This window comes from Actinacidiphila acididurans (assembly GCF_016918855.1).
Classification (GTDB): domain Bacteria; phylum Actinomycetota; class Actinomycetes; order Streptomycetales; family Streptomycetaceae; genus Actinacidiphila; species Actinacidiphila acididurans.
Map to the genome: position 1 here is coordinate 1 of NZ_JADKYB010000007.1, position 19,712 is coordinate 19,712.

The window sequence follows — 19,712 nt, forward strand, 5'->3', positions numbered from 1 at the left end:
ATTGCCCACGTGTTACTCACCCGTTCGCCACTGATCCACCCCGAAAGGCTTCACCGTTCGACTTGCATGTGTTAAGCACGCCGCCAGCGTTCGTCCTGAGCCAGGATCAAACTCTCCGTGAATGCTTTACCCGAGCAACGCTCGGCACATCACGAGAGCGGCACGGCATCCGGAGGAATAGTCCGGACCCGCGCACAGCATCCTCGCTGTGTATTTCTTCAAAGGAACCACATCCCACGCAATATTGCGGGGGACGGGGTATCAACATATCTGGCGTTGACTTTTGGCACGCTGTTGAGTTCTCAAAGAACGGAAGCTGCCTTCGGTTGCTGTCCCCAGCACCCCTCCGGGCTTTCCCTTCGTCGTGTCTCCAACTCTATCAGACCCTTTTCAGTGCCTGACCCCCAGTCAGCGGGGCTTGTCTTTCCGGCCCTTCGGCCGTTCCGACGAGTGAGACTTTAGCCGACCTCCAGCGTCCGAACCAAATCGACCGCTTTCCGATCCGCCACACCCAATCCCAAAAACAACACACGAAGAGACGACAACACGACCCCGCATACGGAGTCGTTTGAGCCGTTCGAGTGGTGTTCCGGGATGGTCGTCCGGGGACCGACCGAAGTCGGCGCTCACGTCGGACAACCCGGGATACGTTACGTACTCGTCCGCCGCGTGTCAAACATGGCCGGCGCGTGCCGGCCCCTGGCCTGGGGCGGCGGGGTGCCCGGGGCGGGTCAGTCCAGGTCCTCCAGGCGGCCGCCGGCGTCGGGTTGGGAGGACTCGACGCGGCGCAGGAGGCGGATCAGGATCTCGCCGAGGATGGTGCGCTCCAGCGGCGTGAGGTCCTGGAGGAGGTCGTCCTCGAAGGCGGAGGCGAGCCGCATGGTCGCCAGCCACTTCTCGCGGCCCTCGTCGGTGAGTTCGACGATGACCCGGACCCGGTTGGTCTCGTCTCGTTCGCGGGTGACCAGTCCCTCGGCGACCATGCGGTCGATGCGGTGGGTCATGGCGGCCGGGGTGAGGCCGAGCCGCTTGGCCAACTCTCCGGGGCCCAGGCGGTAGGGCTGGCCGACGACGACCAGTGCCTTGAGCACTTCCCACTCGGAGTTGCTTATGCCGAGGTCGACGAGCTGGCGGCCGTAGGCCACGTTCATCCGGCGGTTGAGCCGGCCCAGGGCGGTCACCACCTTCTCGACCTGGGGGTCGACCTCGGGGTACTCGCGCTGGTACGCGGCGATCTGCGCGTCGAGATCCAGCTCCTCGGGGGCTCCCGTGGAGCCCGCGGCTGCGGTCATGGAATGAGTATGACACGAAAGAGCGTTGCTCTAAAGCCCTTCTGCATGTAGCCTTTAGGCATCAAACTTTAGCGTTGAAGTCTTGACCTCGAAGACTACCTGGTCAAGGCCCTGATCAAGGAGGTGAGCGTGACCACCGCGATGGGCGCGGCGCTGCGCCGGATCCAGCTGGGGAACGCGCTGAGCGCGTTCGGCAACGGCTTCACCGTGCCGTTCACGTTTGTCTACGTGGCGCAGGTACGCGGGCTGGGCGCGGGCACCGCGGGCGCGGTGCTGGCGGTCTTCGCCGTGGCCGCGCTCCTCGTGCTGCCCTTCACCGGCCGGATGATCGACCGGCGCGGCCCGGTGCCGGTGACGGTCGCGGGTTCGGTGCTGGCGGCGGCCGGTTCGCTGGGACTGGGTCTGTCGGGCAGTGAGCCGGTGGTCATGGCGGCGGCGGGCGCGCTCGGCGCAGGCATAGCCGTGGTGCAGCCGGCGCTGGCCACCATGATCGTGTGGTGCTCGACCACCGCCACGCGCTCGCGGGCGTTCGCCACCCAGTTCTTCCTCAACAACCTGGGACTGGGCCTGGGCGGGCTGCTCGGCGGACTGATCGTGGACACCTCGCACCCGGCGTCGTTCCTGCGGCTGTTCGCCACCGAGGCCGCGATGTTCCTGGTGCTGGGCGCGGTCGTCGCCACCGTACGGCTGCCGGGGGCACCGCACCTGGAGAAGGCGGTGCGCACCGAGTGCGAGGAGCCCGCGCCGGCCGGGGGCTGGCGGTTGCTGGCCCGGGACCGGGCGATGGTCACGATGTCCGCGCTGGGATTCGTGATGTTCTTCGCCTGCTACGGGCAGTTCGAGTCGGGGCTGTCGGCGTTCGCGGTGCAGGTCACCCGGATCTCGCCGGCCACGCTGGGCGCGGCTCTGGCGGCGAACACGGCGATGATCGTGCTGGCCCAGTTCGCGGTGCTGCGACTGGTGGAGCACCGGCGCAGGACCCGGGTGATCGCACTGGTCGGCGTGGTGTGGACGGTGGCCTGGCTGGTGGCCGCGGTCTCCGGGCTGGTGCACGGCCGGCACGCGGCGGCGGTCGCCGCGATCATCTCGACGTACGCGCTGTTCGGGCTGGGCGAGGCGATGCTGGCGCCCACGGTGTCGCCGCTGGTGGCTGACTTGGCGCCGGCCCGGTTGGTGGGGCAGTACAACTCGGCGTTCGCGCTGGTGAAGCAGCTCGCCCTGGCCCTGGGGCCGGTCGTCGGCGGCGTGCTGGTGGGCGCGGGCGCGTACACCGCGTACATCGCCATGCTGGTGGTGTGCTCGCTGGGCATCTCGGCCATGGCGCTGCGGGTGGCCCGCCACATCACTGCGGCGCAGGACAGTCCGCTGCACGCGCGGGTGGTGGCCCGGTCCACCGCGCGCAGCCGCGCGGCCGACCGTACGCCGGCCTGACCCGTTCCCGGCTCGCTCCCGGCGTGCGCCGGGAGTCCAACCGGTCCAGAGGGTTCAGACGTTGACCGGGTCCGGGAGGGCGAACTCGCACCAGACGGCCTTGCCGCCGCCGGGGGTGCGGCGGGAGCCCCAGCCGGAGGCGATCGTGGCGATGATCGAGATGCCGCGGCCGGCTTCGTCCCCGGGCTCGGCGCGGCGGCGGCGCGGCAGGTGTTCGTCGCCGTCGGTGACCTCGATGATCAGGCGGCGGTCGGTGCGGCGCAGCCGCAGCCGCATCGGCGGGGTGCCGTGCTTGAGGGAGTTGGCGACGAGTTCGCTGGCGGCCAGGACACCGAGGTCCCGCAGTTCGAGGGGGAAGCGCCAGGAGGCGAGCACTCCGGAGGCGAAGGCGCGGGCGCGGGGCGCGGCTTCGACGCCGCCGAGGAGGTCCAGGGAGGCGTTACGGAAGAGTTCGGCGTCGGTGCCGGTGTGGTCGGGGTACTGCAGGACCAGGACCGCCACGTCGTCGTCGTGTTCCGAGGTGACGCCGAGGGCGCGCAGCAAGCGGTCGCAGATCACCTGGGGCGCACCGGTGGCGCCGGCCAGGGCGCCGGTGAGGGCGTCCACGCCTTCGTCGATGTCCTGGTGGCGGCGTTCGACAAGGCCGTCGGTGTAGAGGACCGCGGTGCAGCCCGGGCCGAGCGGGATGCTGCCGGAGGAGTGGATCCAGCCGCCGGTGCCCAGGGGCGGGCCGGTGGGTTCGTCGGCGCGATGGACGGTGCCGTCGGGGTCGCGAATCAGGATGGGGAGGTGACCGGCGCTGGCGTAGGAAAGGCGGCCCTCGCTGGGGTCGTGGACGGCGTAGACGCAGGTGGCGATCTGGGTGGGGTCGATCTCGGAGGCGAGGCCGTCCAGGAGCTGGATCACCTCGTGCGGCGGCAGGTCGAGTCGGGCGTAGGCGCGTACGGCGGTGCGCAACTGGCCCATGACGGCGGCGGCGCGGACACCGCGGCCCATGACGTCGCCGATGACCAGGGCGGTGCGGCCGGCGCCGAGGGTGATCACGTCGTACCAGTCGCCGCCGACCGCGGCGTCGGTGCCGCCGGGCTGGTAGGTGGCGGCGACGCGGAGGTCGTCGGGCTGTTCGAGTTCCTGAGGCAGCAGGCTGCGCTGGAGGGTGACGGCGGTTTCGTGGAGGCGGCGTTCGCTCTCCCGCAGCCGTTGCGCCGACTGGACCTGGTCGGTGACGTCGGCGGCGAAGACCAGGACGCCGCGGCGTTCGGGGTCGGGGTCGTCCTCGTCGACTGGGGTGCAGGTGAAGGTGAAGTAGCCCTGGCGGGTGGGTGAGGTGCCGTCCGACCAGGTGACCTTGCGGGCCTTGACGGTGCGGGGCCGGCCGCTGCGGTGCACCTGGTCCATCAGCGGCAGCAGGCCGAGCTCGGCGAGTTCGGGCAGCGCGTCGCGGGCCGGACGGCCGGTGCCGCGGGGGCCGAAGAGGTCGGTGTAGGCGTCGTTGACGAAGCCGACGCGGTGGGCGGGCCCGTGGGTGACCGCGATGAGGGCCGGCAGCCGGCTGAGGACGCCGGGGACGGCGGGATCGCCGGCGTCGGCCGCCGGGTCCCCGCTCTCGCCGCCCCGGGTGCGGCCGGTGCCGCGGGCCGGGGTGGCGGAGTCGGCGGCGGCCTCACCGGCCTTGCCGCGTGCTGCCGGTACGGCACCGCGTCGCTGTGTTCCGGGGAGCCGGGCGCTCCAACGCGTAAGGTTCAAACGTCCGATTCCTCGTATTTGTCACTCTTTGCCAGTGCTGGTGCACGCGTGGTCACCCGACCAGTGTGGCCGAACCGCGGCCCCGGGGGGAATCGCGCCGGCGCGCCCGGACCGGCGGGGCGCGGGCGCCGGGCCGCGTCAGGGCTTGTCGGGAGCCCGGTCCGCACCGGCGGCGAGTCCGTGGTCCCCGCGCGGATGTTCCAGCGAGCCGAGCGAGACGATCTCGCGGGAGAACAGCCCGGAGAGCACCCATTCGGCCAGTACGCGCGCCTTGCGGTTGACGGTCGGCACCCGGCTGAGGTGATAGGCGCGGTGGATCAGCCAGGCGAAATAGCCCTTGAAGGTGCGGCCGTAGACGTGGGCGACACCCTGGTGCAGGCCGAGGGAGGCCACCGACCCGGCGTGCCGGTGCCGGTATTCGGCCATCGGGCGGCCGCGCAGGTCCGCCAGGAGGTTGTCGGCGAGTACCCGGGCCTGGCGGACGGCGTGCTGGGCATTGGGCGCGCAGAACACGCCGAGTTCGCCGGCGGTCAGGTCCGGCACGGCCGCCGCGTCGCCGGCCGCCCAGGCCGCCTCGGTACCCGCGATCCGCAGCGTCGGCTCGGTGCGCAGCCGCCCGCCGTCGCCCAATGGCAGCCCTGTGGCGGCCAGCAGTGGCGCGGGCCGCATCCCGGCCGTCCACACCACGGTGCGGGTGGGCAGCCGGTCGCCGTCGGACAGGGTGGCGATGCGCTGCTCGCAGGACTCCAGCCGGGTCTGCAGCCGGATGTCGATGTTGCGGCCGCGCAGTTCGCGCACGGCGTAGCGGCCGAGGTCGTCGCCGACCTCGGGCAGGATCCGGTCAGCGGCCTCGACCAGCACCCAGCGCATGTCCTCCGGGCGGATGCCGTCGTAGTAGCGCAGGGCGTAGCGGGCCATGTTCTCCAGTTCGGCGAGGGCTTCCGTGCCCGCGTACCCGCCGCCGACGAAGACGAAGGTCAGCGCGGCCTCGCGGACCTCGGCGTCCCGGGTGGAGGAGGCGATGTCGAGCTGTTCCAGCACGTGGTTGCGCAGCCCGATGGCCTCCTCGACGGTCCGGAAGCCGATGCCGTGCTCGGCCAGTCCCGGCACGGGCAGGGCGCGCGAGACCGAACCGGGCGCCAGCACCAGGTGGTCGTACCGGATCTCCAGGCCGAGGCCGCCCTCCTCGTCGGTGGCCGGGGTGTTGACGGTGGCGACCCGCTTGTCGTGATCGACGGCCTGGACCTCGCCCACCAGGATCCGGCACTTGTGCAGCACCCGCCGCAAGGGCACGACCACGTGCCGGGGGGAGATCGAGCCGGCCGCGGCTTCGGGGAGAAACGGCTGGTAGGTCATGTACGGCTGGGGTTCGACGATCACGATCTCGGCCTCGCCGCGCCGCAGCCGGCGTTGCAGCCGCAGCGCTGCGTACAACCCGACATAACCACCGCCGACGACGAGAATACGCGGGGTGCTTGCGCTGGCCAGGGCTGCCGACTCCGTCATTGCTCCATGACGCAATGGACCTGAGCCGTTTGTCCACAGGGCTGACGCCACCATTCTTGGAAAGCGGCTATCGTCCAGGAGAGTGGTTCGCACATCACCGGGCAAAGGCCGCGCCCCGCCCGGTGGTGGCCGAGCCGCGGCATACGGGGACACGGAGGAGAAGCCGCCCCCTTACTTCTTGACGCAGGCTCAACTATGTTCGTATCTCGTAGAACTGCGTGAGAACCGCGCAGCTGATCTTCACAAGGGTGGGGAGTCTCCGGGGGGAGACATTGAATTTCCGGGGGAAGCCAATGCACATTCAGGACTCTCAGCGCACGACCGGTCCATCCGGAACTGCGGGAACGACCTCCGCGACGACCGCCGCCGCGGGCCTGGAAGGGCGGGGTGAAGGCGCTGTCCGGCCGGCCCCGCTGCGGGTCGACGCACAGCGCAATCTCGAGCACGTACTGCGGGCGGCCCGTGAGGTGTTCGGCGAGCTGGGATACGGCGCGCCGATGGAGGACATCGCCCGCCGCGCCCGGGTCGGCGTCGGCACCGTCTACCGGCGTTTTCCCAGCAAGGACGTGCTGGTCCGGCGGATCGCCGAGGAGGAGACCGCACGGCTGACCGAGCAGGCCCGCACCGCCCTCGGCCAGGAGGACGAGGCCTGGTCGGCGCTGGCCCGCTTCCTGCGCACCTCCGCGGCGTCCGGCGCCGGCCGGCTGCTGCCGCCGCAGGTGCTGCGGGTGCAGGGCTCGCCCGGCGCCGAGTACGACCGGCCGGCCGGCGAGGAGCCGGCCCGCGTGCCGCAGCAGCGCAGCCGTACGGCCCCGGTCGGCGGCCCCGTGGCCGCCGAGCACCTGGCGCGCGACACCAGGGACATCCGGGACGACCAGGAGGGGATACGCATCCTGCTGGACGTCGTCGGTCAGCTCGTGGAGCGTGCCCGCGCGGCCGGCGAGCTGCGCCGCGACGTGTCGGTGGCCGATGTGCTGCTGGTCATCGCCACCGCCGCGCCCGCCCTGCCGGACGCCGAGCAGCAGGCCGCCGCCTCGGCGCGGCTGCTGGACATCCTGCTCGACGGCCTGCGCTCCCGCCCCGAGCTGCCCGCCGCCGGTGCGGAACTCGGAGGTGAACCGGCCGTCGAACAGCGCGGCTGATCAGGGCACTTCGGCGGACCCACGCCCGGTACCACCGGCAACGGGACGGGCACGGGTCCGCCGACGCCCGGTCAGGCGTGCCTGGTGAGCCGGCCACAACGTCCCGCCGCGGGGTCCGGGCGCGGGCGGCCTGGTGTCGTGGGCGAGACCGTACGGCGGTCGGTACGGCGGTGCGGCGCGCCCGCGGTTCGGGCTGGTTCGGGGCGCGCGGTGCGCCGGTTCGGTGCGGAAAGCGTCGCTGGGGAGGTCTCGATCGGGTGAACCTCGAAGGATGTGTGAACGGTGCTGCCACGGATGAGTGGTTCGGTCGGATGTCATGACCGTGCCGCTGCCCGGTGTGCCAGGCTTGCCCCGTGAATGAGCCGAACGGGGACTCCGGCACGCCTTCGCCGGGATCGCCCGAGACGGGTGACGGGCAGCGCTCGCGCAGAGTGCCCGGGCAGCGGGACCCGGTCGGGCGCAACGAGCCCGCCGCCGGCGCCTCGGCACCTGCGGAGCGGCAGTCCGGGCAGTCCTCCGCGCCCGCGGCCGGACCCACGGCCGGGACCGCCCGCGTACCCGCGCCGGCCGACGGGGAAGAGGCGGAGATACGCGCCGCCGGGCGCCCGCTGCCGCACCCCGCGCCCGGTCCGGACGTCCATGAGGCGCTGTCCGACACCGAGTTGGTGGCCCAGGTGCGCGGCGGGCGGGACGGCGCGTACGAGGAGCTGTACCGGCGGCACGCGCAGGCGGTGCGGCGGTACGCCCGTACCTGCTGCCGGGACGCGTACACCGCGGAGGACCTGACCGGCGAGGTGTTCGCCCGTACGCTCCAGGCGATCCGCGGCGGCAGCGGCCCGGAGTCGGCGGTGCGTGCCTATCTGCTCACCACCGTGCGGCGGGTCGCCGCCACCTGGGGCAGCACCGCCAAGCGGGAGCAGTTGGTCGAGGACTTCGCGCTGTTCGCGGTCTCCGCGGCCGGGGCGGGCACCGCCGAGGCCACCGCGGAGCTCGGCGCGGACGTGCGCGCCATGCGCGAGGCCGACCGGTCGCTGGCCGTGCAGGCGTTCCGCACGCTGCCCGAGCGCTGGCAGACCGTGCTCTGGCACACCGCCGTCGAGGAGGAATCGCCCAGCGAGGTCGCCCCGCTGCTGGGCCTGACGCCCAACGCCACCGCGGTGCTGGCCCACCGGGCCCGCGAAGGGCTGCGCCAGGCGTATCTCCAGGCCCACGTCAGTACCACGCTCACGACCGACGGCGATTGCGCGCGATTCGCCGACCGGCTCGGCGCGCACACCCGTGGTGCGCTGCGGACCCGGGCCGACCGCGAACTGAACCAGCACCTGAAGGGCTGCGCCCGCTGCACGGCCGCCTCCGCGGAGCTGGCCGATCTCAACACCGCGCTCAAGGGCCTGCTGCCGGTTGCCTACATCGGATGGTTCGCCGCCGCTGCCGCCGCCAAGGTGGCCGGTGCCGCGGTCGTGGCCGGCGGGGCCGCCGCGGCAGGTGCCGCCGGGGGCGTTGCGGCGGCTTCGGGTTCGGGCGGCAGCGGCGCCGCGGCGGGCGGAGCGGCGGCCGAAGGGCTGGGCGCGCCCATGAAGGTGGGCATCGCCACGGCCGTGGTGGTGGCCGCGGCGGCGACCGCGGTCGCGGTGGCCCTCACCGGCGGCCACGCCAAACCGCGGCCCGAGGCCAAGGCCCAACCGTCGGCGGCCGCGCCGGTCGCCCCACTGCCGCCGTCAGGCGCTCAGGCGCCGTCCCCGGCCAGGCCCTCGCAGCGGCCCGCCGTCGTACCGCCCACGCCCACGCCCACGCCGACCGCCACACCGACGGTCACGCCGACGCCCACCCGGCAGCCGTTCCCCGTGGTGCCCGCGCCGGCCGGCGCGCCGCAGCCGTCGCCGACCGTGCCGCCGCCCGCGTCTTCGCCGAATCCCGGCCCGACCTCGGCTCCGACCCCGACGCCCACACCCACATCCGGCCCCACTTCCAGCCCGACTCCGACGCCGCCCCCCACTCCGACGCCGACGCCGAGCCCGACCGTCGCGCCGCCGCCGCCCCCGAAGGAGTACCCGGTCAACACGCTCGGCGTGTCCGGTGTCGGGGACGGTTCGACGCCGACCATCCGGGCCGCCCATGGCGCGCAGAGCTGGCGATGGGACCGGTGGGGGCTGTCGGTGGGCGGCACCGAGTACGTCCGCGGGGTCACCGTGCACGCGCCGTCCCGGCTGACCATCGACCTGAACCGGCCGTGCCTGAGCTACGACGCCAGGGTCGGGGTGGACGACCTGACCCACCTGCCGCGGCCCGCCCGGGACCGGGCGGGGCTGCGCTTCTCCGTCGAGGGCGACGGCGTCACCCTGTGGACCTCCGGCGTCCTGCACGGCGGGGACCCCGCGGCCCCCGCCCACGTGGCCCTCGCCGGCTACCGGACCCTGACCCTGCGGGTCACCCCGGTCGGCGGCGCGTACGGCCTGACGAACCTGGCGGACTGGGCCGACGCGGTGATCACCTGCGGCTGAGACCGCGGTCATCGCCGAGGAGATGGTCACCACGCCGGCCCAAGAGGGCGGTCGCCGTCGTATCGGGAGCGCCCGCGCGGCGGCGGCCGCGTACCAAGACCGGCCTCGCGCCTCCGGGAAGCGGACCGTGCCGATCCGCGCCCCGGATCAGTGCACCTCGCAGGCTCCGTCCGCGCAGCCGTCCGCGTCCGGCGCGGCGCTCGTGGCGGCGCCCTTGGCCGGGTCCGCCGCGGCGGTCTCCTTGGCTATCTGTTCCAGGACGGCGAGGAAGGTGGAGGTCTCCTGGCCGCCCTGGACCGCCCACTTGCCCTCGAAGACGTAGGTGGGGACGGCGGTGATGCCCAGGCGCTGCGCGTCTTCGAGCTCGGCGAGGACTTCTTCGCGCAGTTCGTCGCCGGCCAGGAAGGCGGTGACCCGGTCGCGGTCGAGGCCCGCCGCGGCTGCGGCCTCGGTGAGCTGGGCCGGGTCGCCCACGTCCTTGCCCGCCGAGAAGTGGTCGGCCATCAGCCGGCCCTTGAGGCGGACCTGCGTCTGCGGCCCGTACTCGTCGAGGGCGAGCCGCAGCAGGCGGTGGGCGAGCAGCGTGTTGTTCTCCAGCGCGGCGTCGAAGTCGAAGACCAGACCCTCCGCGGCGCCGAGCCCGACGATGCGCTCGTCCATGGCCACCGCCTGCGGGCCGAACTTCGCCGCCAGCACCTCGCGGTGCGGCCGGGGCGCGGTGGGCGCCGCCGGATCGAGCTGGAACGGCCGGTAGACCACCTCCACGCCTTCTGCCTGCGGGAATGCGGACAGCGCGCGCTCGAAGCGGGCCTTGCCGACGTAGCACCAGGGGCACACGACGTCGGAGTAGATCTCGACCTTCACTGCGTTCTCTTTCCGTGCTCAGGGGACGTGGGGGCTGTGCATCGTCGGTCCCCCGCCGCCATCGCCAACCCGGCCGGAGCCGCACGCTATTCCCGCCGCGCCGCCCTGGCTGTGCTGCCTGTCGCCTGCTCTGCCTGTCCTGCGGGCCCTGCCTGCCCGGTTCGGCCGTCTGTCCGGCCGGACCTCACCGTCCGGTCCGGCCGGCCTGCTCGGCCAGCTCCTCCAGCAGCGCCACCACCCCGCCGTGTCCAGCCGATCCCCCGCCGCAATGGCCGCCGCGTGCTCGTCGGCGCCGAGCCGGGCCGCCGCCAGGGCGCGTACCGCGTCGTCGGCCTCCTGCTCCGGCACCGTGCGGGGCAGGTGGCCGTGTACGACGTCCCGTACGGTGTCCGCCGCGCGGGCCACGGTCAGGGCCGGGCCCGCGGCACCCGAGTGGGCCAGGACAGAGGCGGCGGCGTCGAACTGGGCGGCGACCACTTGTTCGGTGCAATTGGTGTCCAGGGCCATGCGGGCGGCCCGGGCGAGTCCGGCCAGGGCGGTCGCCGGATCACCCTCGGCTGCGGTGATGCGGGCGTCCAGGGTCAGCAGCAGGACGTAGAACATCGGCGGTGGGGTGCCGTCGGAGGCGTGCCCGGCGGCCAGATCGCACAGGTCCCGGGCCGCGGCGACCCCGCCGTGCCGCAGCTCCAGCTCCGCGCGCAGGTAGCGGAGGTACGTACGGGCGTCGTGCACGCCGTAGCGCTCGGCCTCCGCCTCGGCCCGGTCCAGCAGTTCCGCGGCCTGCTCGTCGTCGCCGGTCCGGTGTGCCAGGTCGGCCAGGCGGCCCAGCAGCAACGCGCCCTCGCCGTACGCGGCCAGCTCGCGGCCCAGCCGGTACGCCGCCTCGAAGTCGGCGCGCGCCTGCGCGTACCTGCCGCGTACCACCGCGATCTCCCCGCCGGCGCCGTGTATCTGGGCGCGGATCCAGCGGTCGCCGATCCGGTCGTCCAGGGCGCGCACTTCTTCCCATTGGGCCTCCGCGTCGGCCAGGCCGCCCGGGGTGTCGACGGTCGCATGGGTACGGAACATCATGGCGGCGGCCACCTCCCAGTCGCCGCCATGGGCGCGGCAATTGGCGACCACCTCGTCCATGCGGCCGCGGATGCCGGCGGTGTCACCGAGCACGTAGAGGGTGAACGGCCAGAGCAGGCCCGGGAAACGGGCGGCCGGCGGACCGCCCGCGCGGTAGGCCGCGGCAAGGGCGGTGGCCGTCGCGCGCGACTCCTCGGAGGACCACTGCTCGTCCGAGGCGTGGTCGCTGTTGACGAAGAAGCGCAGCAGGCTCAGGTCGGTACGGGGCCAGTGGAGGGGGTGGGCGGGGCCGAAGAGGGCGCCCTCGGCGCCCGCCCCGGTTTCCCTTGCCTCCCCGGGCTCTCCGGGCTCTCCGCGCTCTCCGGCGTGCGAGGAATCCGGAGCGCCTGACGACGGCTGCGAGGGATACGGCGGCCGCGCGGGCTCACCGGCGAGCGCGGCCACCCGTTCCAGCCAGCCGTCCGCCTCGTCGCGGTAGTTGCGCAGCCACCAGAACCAGCCCATGCGCAGGGCGATGGCGAGCGCGTCCGGCTCCGCGCCCGCCTCCACGGTGCGGTGCAGGGCGGCGCGGACGTTGTCCAGCTCGGTCTCCAGGACGGCGAGCCAGTGCATCTGGTCCGCGCCGCGCAGCTTCGGGTCGGCTTCGGTGACCAGGGCACGCACCCAGGCGGTGTGCCGGGCCTCGGCGGCGGCCAGGTCGCCGGGGCGCTCGCCGGCGCGTTCCGCGGCGTATTCGTGGATGGTCTCCAGCAGCCGGTAGCGGGTGCCGGCCGGCAGCCCGTGGTCGGCGACCACCAGGGACTTGTCGACCAGTCCGGAAACCGCGTCCATTGCGTCGGGTCCGCACACCGCCTCGGCCGCCGCAAGGGTGCAGCCGCCGGCGAAGACGCTCAGCCGACGCAAGGTGTCGCGTTCGGGTTCGGTCAGCAGGTCCCAGGACCAGTCCACGACCGCGCGCAGGGTCTGCTGACGCGGCAGCAGGGTGCGGCTGCCGCCGGTCAGCAGCCGGAACCGGTCGTCCAGGCGGTCGGCGATCTGGCGCGGCGACAGGGCGCGCAGCCGGGCCGCGGCCAGTTCGATGGCCAGCGGCAGGCCGTCGAGGCGGCGGCAGATCTCCGCCACCGCGGCGGCGTCCAAGTCGTCGGCGGCGCCCGGCCGTACCGCGGCGGCCCGCTCGGCGAACAGCCGGAACGCCGTAGGCGGCGGCAACGGCTCCACCGGACGCATCACCTCGCCCGGCACACCCAGCGGCTCGCGGCTGGTCGCCAGCACCGTCACGCCCGGGCAGCGCGCCAGCACCTCGGCGGCCAGGTGAGCGGCGGCGGCCACCAGGTGCTCGCAGTTGTCCAGCACCAGCAGCAATCGGCGCGGGCCGCAGTGCTCCACGATCCGGGCCAGCGGGTCCTCGCCGTCCGTCTTCGTCTTGGCCGCGCCGTCCCCCAACTGGTCGCGGGCGTACGTGCGCAGGGTGGTGTCGCGGCGGCCCAGGGCGCTGAGCACGGCGTGCGGCACGGCCGCCGGGTCGTCCAGCGGCGCCAGTTCGGCCAGCCACACCCCGTCGGGAAACGCCTCCTGGACGGCCTCCGCCGCTTCGACGGACAGCCGGGTCTTGCCGGAGCCGCCGGGGCCGGTGAGGGTGAGCAGGCGGGCGGGGGCGGGTTGGTCCGCGCCGGGGCGACGGCCCCCCGGATGGGCGGCGTCCGCAGCCGGGGCGGTGGTCAGCGCCGCGGTGAGGGCACGCAGGTCGTCCTCGCGGCCGACGAAGCTGGTCAGACGGGCGCGGAGGTTGCCGGGGCGGGCCGGGGGCGGGGGGCGGTCGGGGGCGCCCGGCTGCGCGGGAGAGGGCGGTACGCGCGTGCGGGCGGCCGTCGGACCGTCGTGCGCCGGCGTACGGTCCGGCGCCTCGATACGCGGACGGCCGTCGTCGGGCGCCCAGTCCTGGTCGTGCACCCGTTGCGGCTGCGGCGTCCGGGGCCGCCCGTTCACGGGCCGGTCCGACGCCCGCTCGCCGGTGGTCAGGTCCTCCGGCGACTGGAGCAGCTGCGCGCGCAGCGCCCGCAGCTCCGGCCCCGGGTCGGCGCCGAGGGTGTCGGCCAGTACGGTCCTGGCCTCGTCGTACGCCGCCAGGGCGTCGGCGGTGCGGCCGGTCGCGCGCAGCGCACGCAGCAGCTGGGCCCGGAACGCCTCGTCCAGCGGGTGGTCGGCGACCGCTTGTTCCAGGACGGGCAGTGCGGTCGCCGCCCGGCCGCGCGCGAGATCGGCCTCGGCGCGCAGCCGCAGGGCGGTACGCCGCAGTGCCTCGGGGCGGGTGGCGGCGGCGCGGTCGGGCAGGTCGGCCAGGGCGGGGCCGCGCCACAGCGCGAGTGCCCGGCCGAGGGTGACGGCGGCGGCCTCGGGGTCCCCGTCGGTCAGGGCCGCCTCGCCCTCGTGCAGCAGTCGCTCGAAGCGGTGCAGGTCAACGGCGTCCGACGCGGCGGTCAGCCGGTAACCGCCCGGCTCGAAGGCGATCGCGTCCCGGCCGAGCGCGCGTCGCAGCCGTCCCACCAGTGCCTGGAGCGCGCCGGGCGCGTCGGCCGGCGGATCTCCCGCCCACACCTCGTCGATCAGCTCTTCGGGTGTGACGGTCCGCCCGGCGTTGACGGCCAGCACCGTCAGCAGTGCCCGCAGCCGGCCACCGCCGAGCGGCACGGGACGCCCGTCGTCGTCCCGTACTTCCGTGACCCCGAGCACCGCGTAACGCACGCACCCATTGTGCTCAATCCGGTGCGCCCGATCCGGTCCCACGGCCGTCCGTGCCGCCGCCGAAGCACGGCAGGGCGGGTTTTTCGGACGGTCGGATGACGGGAGCCGTTCGGCCAGGGAGTCGGCCGGTCACGCGCCCGGCAGCAGCACGATCTTGCCGTGGGTGTGCCGCAGCTCCAGCTCGGCATAGGCGTCGCGGACCCGGTCCATGGGGTACGTGGCCGCGATCGGCAGCTCGAGCCGGCCGTCGGCGACCATCGCGGCCAGCTCGGTCAGCACCTCCGGGGTGGAGGCGGCCATGCTGCCCTCGGTCTTGGCGCCGACCTCCGCGGCCTTGGCCCAGGCGGTGATGGTGTCGATGCGCTCCGGCGCCACCCCCAGGTCCACGGCGAGCTGCACGTACTGCGGGCCGAACAGGTCGATGAACGCGTCGATCCCGTCCGGCGCCGCCGCGGCCAGTTCCTCGGCGAGCCGGTCGCCGTACGGGATGCGGCGCACGCCGTGGGCGGTCAGCCACGCGTCGTTGGCCTCGGACGCGATGCCGAGGACGCGGGCTCCGCGCAGCGCCAGGAGCTGAACGGTGACCGTACCGACCCCGCCCGCGGCCGCCGACACCGCGACGGTCTCGCCCGGCTTGGCGTCCACCGCGCGGACCGCCGCCCAGGCGGTGGTCCCGACGATGCACAGCGACCCGGCGGCCTCCCAGCTCAGCTCCGCGGGCTTGTGGACGAGCTGATCGGCGGGCACCACGGTGTGCGTGGCGTGGCTGGACCGCCTGAAGGAGTAGCCCAGGACCTCGTCGCCCACCGCGAACCGGGTGACGCCGGCGCCGAGCGCGGTGACGATCCCGGCCAGGTCGCTGCCCTGGCCGGATGGGAAGGTGGCCGGGTAGCGCTCGTGCATCTCGCCCCTGCGGATCGCGGCCTCCCCCGGGTTGATGCCGGCCGCCTTCACCTCGACCAGCACCTCGCCGTCGCCGGGGCTGGGCATGGGCACGTCGGTGACGTAGAGGACGTCCCGATCGCCGTAGTCGTCGAACCGGACCGCGCGTGCTGTGGACATGGGGTCTCCCTCAGTTTCTGGCTGGTGGCTTTTGTGGGGGCAGCTCGGACACTCAGCTCGGGGTCGCGTCCGGCTGACCGGCGGCGTCGGTGGACGGGGGCCGGTGCGGGGCGGCGGCGCGCAGGGCGGAAAGCGCGCCGGCCAGATGGTCGAGCGCCGCCGCGGTCAAGGGCCCCGAGAGCCGCGCCCGAAGCTCCTCGTCGAGGACCGGCCCGGCCGCGCGCAGCAACTCCCGGCCTTCCGGGGTCAGCTCGATCACCGAGGACCGCCGGTCGTCCGGGTTCGGCAGCCGTATGCAGCGCCCGGCCCGCTCCAGCCGGTCCACGGCCTGGCTCACGCCGCCCACCGTGATCGACAGCGCCGCGGCGACGTCCTGCACCCGGCACGGGCGGACCCGCTCCACCACCATCATCACGTTGAGACTCCCCAACGGCATCCCGCACTCCTGGCGCAGTCGCGCGTCGATCTCGTTCCACAGGTCGGTCTCGAAGCGCACCAGGTCGTCGAACACCTGCCGCAGGTCCATGGGCGGCCACCTCCATTCACGCTAACTATATTAGCGCTAATTATGATGCCACTATACGACTACTGCGTGGCGTGGGGAGGGATCGCCGGCCCGGGCGGGCCAGGAGGAGCGGGCGCGGGGCGGGGCAGCGCAGGTCAGGAGCGGGGACCTGCACAGAGCAGGGGCCGAGGCAGAGCAGGGGCCGAGGCAGAGCAGGGGCCGAGGCAGAGCAGGGGCCGAGGCAGAGCAGGATCGGGCGCACGGGTAGCTGGGTGCGGCGCAAGCGGCGTACCGATTGCACCTCACCCGGCCGAAGACCCCGGTCGAAGAATCCGACGAGCGGCTAACCGCCCGGATCAGCCCCGAGGGGCGGCAGCCCTACCTCCGGCGTCCGGGCGGTTCCGTGTCGTCGTGCGGGCCGAGGAGCTCGTCGGCCAGGCTGGGGAGGTCGTCCAGCGGGGTTTCCTCGGCCCAGTGCGGGCGGGGGCGGCGGGCGCGCTCGGACTCGGCCCGGGGCAGTTCGCGGGTGCGTTCGTTCTCGGTCTGCTCGGGCCGGAAGAGCCACGGCGGCACCCGGTCCGCGGGGTCGTCCGAACGGGAGCGCGAGCCGGGCGACGGCGGCGGCAGCGTATCGGCGGAGTCCGCCGCGCCGTCCGTCCCGTCCGCGTCGGCGTCCCGCGAAGGCTCGGGCCGCCGCACCTCCGCCGTCTCGTCCTGGCCCCGGCCGTCCGTCCGCCCCACCGGCGGCAGCACGGCCGTCTCGTCGGCGGCACCCCGGTCCCGGTCGTCCTCACCCGCGGCGGGCGGTACCGCCGTCTCGTCGCCCGACCCCGGCTCCCGCGTGCCCTCGCCGACCGACGGCAGTACAGCCGTCTCGTCACCCGAACCGGACTGCCGCGACATCTCCCGCACCGGCGGCAACACCGCGGTCTCGTCCCCGGAGCCGTCCTCCGGCATGCTGACCGGCTCCTCGCGGACCGGGCGGAGCCTGGCGGTCCGTTCGGAGCTGTCCTCGGAGCCCTCCTCCGCCGGGCTGCCCTCGGCGGGCACAGGGGTCATGACGGTCGTCGCCTCGCCGGAGGAGACGTCAGGCGCCGGGGGCGGCAGTTCGGCCGTCTTCTCGGCGTCGGACGCGCTCTGCTCGGCTGCCGCCGCAGCGGCGGCGGCAGCGGCCGCGGTACGGGCCTGCTCGGCCCGCAGCAGCGCCTCCTCGGCCTTGCGCTGCTTCTCCTGGCGGCGTTCCTCGGCCTCGGCGCGCAGCCGGGTCTGCTCGGCCGCGAGGCGCCGCAGACGTTCCTGCTCGGCGGCGTGGGCGGCCTCCTCCGCCTCGCGGCGGGCGGCCTCCTCGGCGGCTTTGCGGGCCGCCTCCTCCTCGCGCAGCCGCTTTTCCTCGGCCTCCTGCGCGGCCTTGCGTTCGGCGATCTCCCGCCGGGCGGCTTCCTCGGCGGCGAGCCGCCGCTCCTCTTCCTCCCGGCGCAGCTTCTCCAGTTGGGCCTGCCGCTCGCGCTCGAGGCGCTCCTCCTCCGCCTTGCGCGCGGCCTCTTCCGCCGCCTTGCGGGCCGCTTCCTCGGCGGCCTTGCGCTCGGCCTCGGCCCGGGCCTCGATCTCCTGCTCGGACAGCGGCAGCATCCGGTCCAGCCGGTGCCGTACGACCGTGGTGACCTCCTCCGGCGGCTGGGCGCCGTCGACCACCAGATACCGCGAGGGATCGGCGGCGGCCAGGGTCAGGAAGCCGGCCCGCACCCGCTGGTGGAACTCGGCGGGCTCGGACTCCAGGCGGTCGGGGGCGTCGGTGAACCGCTCCCGGGCTGCCTCGGGCGAGATGTCGAGCAGCACCGTCAGGTGGGGGACGAGGCCGCCGGTCGCCCAGCGGGAGATGCGGGCGATCTCGGTGGGCGCCAGGTCGCGGCCGGCGCCCTGGTAGGCGACGGAGGAGTCGATGTAGCGGTCGGAGATGACGACGGCGCCGCGGGCGAGCGCGGGCCGCACGACGGTGTCGATGTGCTCGGCGCGGTCGGCGGCGTACAGCAGCGCCTCGGCGCGCGGCGAAATACCCGCGGAGGACACGTCGAGCAGGATGGAGCGCAGTCGCTTGCCGATCGCGGTGGCGCCCGGCTCGCGGGTGACCACGACCTCGTGGCCCTTGCCGCGGATCCACTCGGCGAGCGCTTCGACCTGCGTGGACTTGCCGGACCCGTCGCCGCCCTCGATGGCCAGGAAGAAGCCGTCGGCGGCGGGCGCGGCGGCCGGTTCGCCGCCGCGGACGGCCTCGCGCAGGTCGCGGCGCAGCGGCACACCGGCGCGGTCGTCGGTGCGGCCCAGGACGAGCGCGGCCACCGGCAGCAGCAGCGCGCCGACCAGCATCAGCGTGTACGCGGCGCCGCCGTGCGCGAAGGTGAAGTGGCCGTTGTGGACGCGGTGCGGGCCGATCGCGCCGGCCACCAGGGGCGCGGCAACCGCCGCGACACCGACCACAGCGAAGGACACGGCCCGCAGGTGCTCCACGGCGCGGTCCCCGTGCGGCTCCTCGGCCTCCTGCTCGACCAGGACGTGCCCGGCGTGCGCGGTGACGCCCGCGGCGATGCCCGCCAGCAGGGCCAGCAGCAGCACGGTGGTCTGGTCCGGCACCAGGCCGGTCAGCAGCAGGGCGACGCCGGTGACGCCGATGGCCAGCGACAGCAGTCGCCGCCGGGACAGGCCGGGCAGGGTGTGCGGGGCGACCCGGATGCCGATCACGGTGCCGGCGGTCAACGCCAGGACGAGCAGGCCGAATCCGGTCGGGCCGAAGCCCAGGTCGCCGGCGAGCAGCACGGCGACCGCCACCGCGGCGCCGATCCCGCCCGCGACCGCTGCGGTGGCGACCACCAGCAGCGGCAGCACGCCGGTCCGGCCCTTCTCCTGTCCGGCCGTGCCCTTGGGGCGGCGCAGCGCGTCCAGGGGCGAGTGCGGACGCGCGGCGCTGTCCGAGGGCAGTTCCAGCAGGTAGAGCACGGCCATGGAGGCGGAGAACAGCCCGGCGGTGACGTACGACGACAGGGCGGCCTGGTGCAGGTCGAACCAGTCGACGCCCACTGCGATCAGCGTGTTGACCAGGGTGACGAGCACCAGGGCCGCCGCGGCGGCCGGCAGCGCCACGAAGTTGGTGCGCAGGTCCAGCCGGCGCAGGGTGGCCAGGTGGTCGGGCGCGGGCCGGACCGATGTGTCGCCCGGCGCGGGCAGCAGCGCGGGCGCGGCGCCGTCCTTGGCGACGGTCCACACCCGTTCGGCCGCTCCGGTGACGAAGACGGTGACGAGCAGCCAGATGTACGCCGAATCGGGCACCCAGGTGATCCACAGCGGGGCCACGATGAACAGCGCCAGTCGCAGGCCGTCGGCGCCGATCATGGTCCAGCGCCGGTCCAGCGGGCCCTTGCCTGAGGTGAGCGCGGAGAGCGGGCCGACCAGCGCGGCCCCGAACACTCCGGCCACGACGATGCGCGCGGCGAACACCAGCGCAGCGGCGATCGCGATGCCCCGGTAGTGGCCGCCGAACGCGCCCGCGCCGGAAGCGGCCTGCACGGTCAGTACGAGCAGCACCAGCAGGCCGAGGCGGTCGGCCACGGCCCCGGTGAGCTGCGCACCCCACAGTTTGCGCAGGGCGGGAATCTTGAGCAGCGCCCCCACGGCACGCTCACGGGAGTCCGCCGCCAATTCAGCGGCGAACGCCTCGCTGACCTCAGCGGGCTGCCCTGGCTGCTCGGATCGCGTCATCCTGACAGCCTATCCGGCCAGCCCAAACCCACGCCCCCCGCCTGTGGAAAACCCCCCGACCCCGCGGTGACCTCCGGGTACGGCCCGCCCCGGCGCGTAC

Annotated in this window: 11 protein-coding genes and 1 rRNA gene; 3 read left to right on the forward strand and 9 right to left on the reverse strand. The window is 74.2% G+C overall.

Annotation, left to right across the window (positions count from 1 at the left end; genetic code table 11):
* Positions 1-122, reverse strand: a 16S ribosomal RNA gene (locus ITX44_RS14390); the annotation flags it as partial.
* 609 nt (positions 123-731) lie between these two features.
* On the reverse strand, positions 732-1,292 hold the full coding sequence (locus ITX44_RS42160) for a MarR family winged helix-turn-helix transcriptional regulator (protein ID WP_205357605.1): 561 nt from the start codon (positions 1,290-1,292) through the stop codon (positions 732-734).
* Positions 1,293-1,421: 129 nt separating this feature from the next.
* Here ITX44_RS42160 and ITX44_RS14400 point away from each other — a divergent pair, with 129 nt between their 5' ends.
* Positions 1,422-2,723 carry an MFS transporter gene (locus tag ITX44_RS14400; RefSeq protein WP_205357606.1) on the forward strand — a complete coding sequence of 434 codons (1,302 nt, stop codon included), beginning with the start codon at positions 1,422-1,424 and terminating at the stop codon, positions 2,721-2,723.
* Positions 2,724-2,777: 54 nt separating this feature from the next.
* Here the strand turns inward: ITX44_RS14400 and ITX44_RS14405 are convergent, their stop codons facing one another.
* Together ITX44_RS14405 and ITX44_RS14410 are read right to left on the reverse strand one after the other, a co-directional pair.
* A complete protein-coding gene (locus tag ITX44_RS14405; RefSeq protein ID WP_205357607.1) occupies positions 2,778-4,469 on the reverse strand; it encodes an ATP-binding SpoIIE family protein phosphatase in 1,692 nt (563 codons plus the stop codon).
* Positions 4,470-4,607: 138 nt separating this feature from the next.
* A complete protein-coding gene (locus ITX44_RS14410; RefSeq protein ID WP_205357608.1) occupies positions 4,608-5,975 on the reverse strand; it encodes an NAD(P)/FAD-dependent oxidoreductase in 1,368 nt (455 codons plus the stop codon).
* 293 nt (positions 5,976-6,268) lie between these two features.
* Between ITX44_RS14410 and ITX44_RS14415 the strand changes: the two genes are divergently transcribed.
* Together ITX44_RS14415 and ITX44_RS14420 are read left to right on the forward strand one after the other, a co-directional pair.
* Positions 6,269-7,117, forward strand: coding sequence for a TetR/AcrR family transcriptional regulator (locus ITX44_RS14415; protein WP_205357609.1), 849 nt, complete (start codon positions 6,269-6,271; stop codon positions 7,115-7,117).
* A 353-nt stretch (positions 7,118-7,470) separates the two neighbouring features.
* Positions 7,471-9,618 (forward strand): sigma-70 family RNA polymerase sigma factor, encoded by a 2,148-nt coding sequence (locus ITX44_RS14420; RefSeq protein WP_205357610.1) that lies wholly within the window; start codon positions 7,471-7,473, stop codon positions 9,616-9,618.
* Between the two features lie 147 nt (positions 9,619-9,765).
* On the opposite strand, the gene ITX44_RS14425 is transcribed toward ITX44_RS14420, so the two are convergent.
* The 5 genes from ITX44_RS14425 to tmk all read right to left on the reverse strand — a co-directional run bounded on the left by ITX44_RS14425 (position 9,766) and on the right by tmk (position 19,612).
* Positions 9,766-10,482, reverse strand: coding sequence for a DsbA family oxidoreductase (locus tag ITX44_RS14425; RefSeq protein ID WP_205357611.1), 717 nt, complete (start codon positions 10,480-10,482; stop codon positions 9,766-9,768).
* Between the two features lie 18 nt (positions 10,483-10,500).
* Positions 10,501-14,295 carry an AfsR/SARP family transcriptional regulator gene (locus ITX44_RS14430; protein WP_205357612.1) on the reverse strand — a complete coding sequence of 1,265 codons (3,795 nt, stop codon included), beginning with the start codon at positions 14,293-14,295 and terminating at the stop codon, positions 10,501-10,503.
* A 129-nt stretch (positions 14,296-14,424) separates the two neighbouring features.
* Positions 14,425-15,357 (reverse strand): NADP-dependent oxidoreductase, encoded by a 933-nt coding sequence (locus ITX44_RS14435; protein WP_205357613.1) that lies wholly within the window; start codon positions 15,355-15,357, stop codon positions 14,425-14,427.
* A gap of 52 nt (positions 15,358-15,409) precedes the next feature.
* The gene (locus tag ITX44_RS14440) at positions 15,410-15,883 is read right to left on the reverse strand and encodes a MarR family winged helix-turn-helix transcriptional regulator (RefSeq protein ID WP_236060609.1); all 474 of its coding nucleotides are present in this window, start codon (positions 15,881-15,883) and stop codon (positions 15,410-15,412) included.
* Positions 15,884-16,240: 357 nt separating this feature from the next.
* Positions 16,241-19,612: a dTMP kinase gene (tmk, locus tag ITX44_RS14445; RefSeq protein ID WP_205357614.1), complete on the reverse strand. Its 3,372-nt coding sequence runs from the start codon at positions 19,610-19,612 to the stop codon at positions 16,241-16,243.
* Between the last annotated feature and the right edge of the window lie 100 nt (positions 19,613-19,712).